At 53.3% G+C, this 4487-nt stretch carries 4 protein-coding genes; all 4 read right to left on the reverse strand.

Annotated elements, in window-relative coordinates:
* Positions 1-380: hypothetical protein (locus tag KDK17_RS16990; RefSeq protein WP_257288625.1), on the reverse strand; the 380-nt coding region annotated here is incomplete at its 3' end.
* 224 nt (positions 381-604) lie between these two features.
* Complete coding sequence (locus KDK17_RS16995) at positions 605-1954, reverse strand: ankyrin repeat domain-containing protein (protein ID WP_257274736.1); 1350 nt, start codon at positions 1952-1954, stop codon at positions 605-607.
* A 214-nt stretch (positions 1955-2168) separates the two neighbouring features.
* The gene (locus KDK17_RS17000; RefSeq protein ID WP_257274735.1) at positions 2169-3110 is read right to left on the reverse strand and encodes an ankyrin repeat domain-containing protein; all 942 of its coding nucleotides are present in this window, start codon (positions 3108-3110) and stop codon (positions 2169-2171) included.
* Positions 3111-3284: 174 nt separating this feature from the next.
* Positions 3285-4487: ankyrin repeat domain-containing protein (locus KDK17_RS17005; protein ID WP_257288626.1), on the reverse strand; the 1203-nt coding region annotated here is incomplete at its 5' end.

A 4487-nucleotide genomic window follows, 5' to 3' on the forward strand; every position in this document is an offset into this window, starting at 1 on the left:
AATTGACAAACGCCATGACAGGGAAAGACGAAACAATCTAAACCCAAAGTATGCAAAAGTTGCTGTGAGCCTTCGCTACCATCGGCAGAGTCAGAATAAAAGGAGTTGCTGAAAGAGCCTGCAGGGCAGGCGTTGGCACCCTGAGTTTGCTGCCCCGATGACTCTGATGGCGGGTGTTGTTGCCGGGCATTTCCAGAGCCAGGCATCATAATGATGGCCGCAAACGGGTGATCCTGACCCAGCTCTTTTTGTTTCATCGGATTAAACGATGGCTTCTTTTCAGTCTCGACAACAAAACGTCTTGTCATCGGTTGAGCCTGACAGACGACGGACAATGTCATGAGTAACAATGGTGCTGCAAAGAGTGAGTGCTTAGTCATTCTATCCTTGTACTCTGGTGAACAGACAGGAAGGATAGATCAAGAAAATAACTCAGATTACGCAGTCAACTGTTCTCAACTGTTCTCAACTGCCCCAGAGAAACTTTCAGCCCTGACAGGGTCTCGACTTTCCACCGTTTCTTGTAGATCGCCTTAACATCTGAAAGCTGTATTTACCGGAAAAGATAACGTCTTTCCTTTGTTCCCTGTCTTGCCTCTGTTAACTACCTTGCTCCGGCCTCGGTCAGGGCTTTCACGCAGTCAGTATTGCCCTCTTGGGCTGCCATGAACAGTGCGGTGGCGCCACTCTTGGCCCGGGCGTTGAGATCCGCCTTGGCTTCAATCAGGAGTTTCACGCAGTCGGTATTGCCTTTCGCAGCAGCAATGAGCAGCGGGGTGTCATCATTCTTGGTACAGGCGTCAAGATCTGCCTTGGCTTCGATCAGGAGTTTCACGCAGTCGCTGTCATTTTGTTGGGCAGCAAAGAACAGCGAAGTGGTGCCATCCAACAAGGCAGCGTCGGGATCGGCCCCGGCGTTAACCAGGACTTTCACGCAGTCGATGTTATTTTTTTGAACAGCGATGAACAGTGCGGTGGCGCCATTGTTATTTTGGGCGTTGAGATCCGACTTGGCTTCGATCAGGAGTTTCACGATGCCAGTATGGCCCTTCTGAGCAGCGATGAACAGCGAGGTGGAACCTCTCTCAGTCCGGGCGTTGAGATTCGCCCCGGCATTGATCAGACACTCGGCGATGTCCTTGTGCCCCTGGATGGATGCCAATAGCAAGGCAGTGAAACCATTATTCATAACGACATTGACATTGATTCCCTCTGCCAGTGACTTCTCCACCTGATCCAAGTCCCCCTCAAAACAGGCAAGATAAAACGTCCAATCGGGGAAAAACTTATCCGGGTGAGATTCACTGGTGTTCTCATTCACCATAGGCATCGGGTCTTGCCGACAAATTGCACACCGGCGAGAGCCGATGGGCTGATCAACAAAACACCTGGAAATACAGTCCAGATCGAAGTGGTGGCCGCAACAATGTGCTTTGACGACCACAAGCGCTTCATCACGGTCATGGAAGTGAACCAGACAAATAGGACAGGGATCAGGCTCTGGCGTTACGTCAGTGTCCATGGGGATATCGGGGCGAGCAATGCCATCTGTGAGACGTAGATCCGTGTTAGTCACATGACCTGCGCACTCCGGGCAATGTCCATTGTCCATATGTGGACATGAGCTTTGTTCAGGCATTGCGTCCTTGTGGTCTGTCGAATTTTCTGCGGAATTGATTGGCCCTTCAGTGGGCCCGTTGCCAGTGGACGATGGTCGGAATTGACAAACGCCGTGACAGGGAAAGACGAAACAATCTAAACCCAAAGTATGCCGATGTTGCTGTGAGCCTCCTTTACCACCGGCAGAGTCAGAATAAAGGTAGCTGTTGAAAGAGCCTGTAGGGCGGGCGGTGGCTTCCTGAGCTTGCAAACGCCTTGTCAGCGGTTGAGCCTGACTGACGACAGACAATGTCATGAGTAAAAGTGGTGCTGCAAAGAATGGGTGCTTAATCATTCTACCCTTGCATTCTGGTGTGAAGAGAGGAAGGATAGATCAAGAAAATAACTCAAGTTACCCAGTTAATAGTCCTCAACTGCCCCAGAGAAGCTTTCAGCCCTGTCAGGATCTCGACTTTTCACCGTCTCTTGTCGATCAACTTAACACCTGAAAGCCGTGTTTTCCGGATAAGATAACGCCTCTCTTTTGTTTCCTTAACTGTCTCTGTTCCCTACCTTGCCCCGGCGAAGGTCAGCATTCCCTCGCAGTCGGTATAGCCCAACTCGGTTGCGATGGAGAGTGTGGTGGTTCCATCCGACAAGGCGGCATTGAGATCCGCCTTGGCTTCGATCAGGAGTTTCACGATGTCGGTGTTATTTTCTTGGGCAGCGATATGCAGCGAGGTGGTGCCATCTATAGTCCGGTGGGCATTGAGATCCGCCTCGGCTTCGATCAGTAGTTTCACGATGTCGGTATGGCCCTTCTGGACAGCGATATGCAGCGAGGTGGCGCCATCCATAGTCCGGGGGGCGTTGAGGTCGGCCCCGGCCTCAATCAGGAGTTTCACGATGCCGGTATGGCCCTTCTGGGCAGCGCTGAACAGAGGGATAGGGCAATCCCCGGGCCTGGGGGCGTCGGGATCCGCCCCGGCTTCAATCAGGAGTTTCACGATGTTGGCATGGCCCTTATGGGCAGCGATTGACAGTGCGGTGTGACCACTCCAACTGACGGCGTTGGCATTCGCTCCGGCGCTGACCAGGCGTTCGACGACGTCCCTGTGCCCGTTAAAGGTTGCCAACATCAAGGCAGTTAAATCATTATCCACATTGGCATTGACGTTGACTCCCTCTGCCAGTGACTTCACCAACTGATCCAGATCCCCTTCGAGACAGGCAAGATAAAACGCCTCATCGGGGAAAAATGTATCCGGGTGAGACTCACCGGTGTTCTCATTCAGGACAGGCATCGGATCTTGCCGACACATTGCACAACGGCGAGAGCCGACGGGCTGATGAAAAAAACACTTCGAAATACAGTCCAGATCGAAGCGGTGGCGACAACATTGGGTTTTGACGACCACAGGCGCTTTCCTTTGCTCATGGAAGTAAGTCAAACAAATAGGACATTGATCGGCCTTCAGTGTCCATGAGAAGAGAGCAGCGAGCAATGCCATCCATAAGGTGAACATCTGTGTCAGTCAATCAGTTAGCACGAGTCAGATACGAAAAATGTAGGGTAGTTCATCTATTGTATGTCTATCAAAGTTTGCTGTGGCTAAATCATCACGCATTTCAAAAACTCATAAGATGGGAGCGCATGAAAGCCGTGTATACTTGCCTCTGTCCCCCTACCTTGCCCCTGCCTCGGTCAGGGCTTTCACGCAGTCGGTTCTGTCCATCTCCGACGCGATGGAGAGAGGAGTAGTGCCATTCGACAAGGCGGCGTTGGGATCAGCCCCGGCATTGATCAGAACTTTCACGCAGTCGGTATTGCCTTTCGCGGCAGCGACGAACAGTGGGGTGAAGCCATTCTTAATCTGGGCGTTGAGATCCGCCCCGAAGTTGATCAGGACATCTACGCAGTGGGTATTGCCCTTCCAGGCTGCGATGAACAGTGGGGTGACGCCATTCGACAAGGCAGCATTGAGTTCCGCTTTGGCTTCGATCAGGATTTTCACGCAGTCGGTGTTGCCCATTTCGGCAGCGATCAGGAGCGGGGTGGCGCCATCCTGATTCCGGGCGTTGAGATCCGCCCCGGCTCCGATCAGAGCTTTCACGCAGTCAGTGTTGCCCGTCTCGGCTGCGATGTAAAGTGGGGTGGCGCCATCCGAAGTCCGGGAAGTGTTGAGATCCGCCCCGGCTTTGATCAAGACTTGTACACAGCCGGTATTGCCTTTCGCTGCAGCGACGAACAACGGGGTGGCACCATCCGAAAAGGCGATATTGAGATCCGCCTCGGCTTCGATCAGGATTTTCAGGCACTCGGTGTTATTTTCTTTTGCAGCCATGAACAGTGGAGTAGCACCATCCTGAGTCTGGGCGTTGAGATCCGCCCCGGCTTCGACCAGGGCTTTTACGCAGTCGGTATTGCCTTTCGCAGCAGCGATGAACAGCGGGGTGGCGCCACCTTCAGTCCTGGCGTTGAGGTCCACCCGCGCTTCGATCAGAGCTTTCACGCAGTCGCTGTTATTTTGTTGGGCTGCGATGAACAGCGGGGTGGCGCCATCCGAGGTCCGGACAGCGTTGACGTCTGCCCCGGCGTTGATCAGGACTTTCACGCAGTCAGTGTTGCCCTTCCCGGCAGCGATGAACAGCGCGGTGTTGTCATCCTCAGTCCGGGCTGCGAGATCCGCTCCGGCTTCGATCAGGGCTTTCACAATGTCGGTATGGCCCATCTGAGCTGCTATATACACTGAGGTGACACCGTTCGAACAGGCGGCGTTGATATTCGCCCCGGCGTTGATCAGACGTCCGACGACGTCCTTGTGCCCATTGCCAGATGCCAACATCAGGGCAGTGAAATCATCACTCAAAACGGCATTGACATTGAC

It is taken from the genome of Endozoicomonas sp. SESOKO2, from assembly GCF_024606245.1.
Lineage (GTDB): Bacteria > Pseudomonadota > Gammaproteobacteria > Pseudomonadales > Endozoicomonadaceae > Endozoicomonas_A.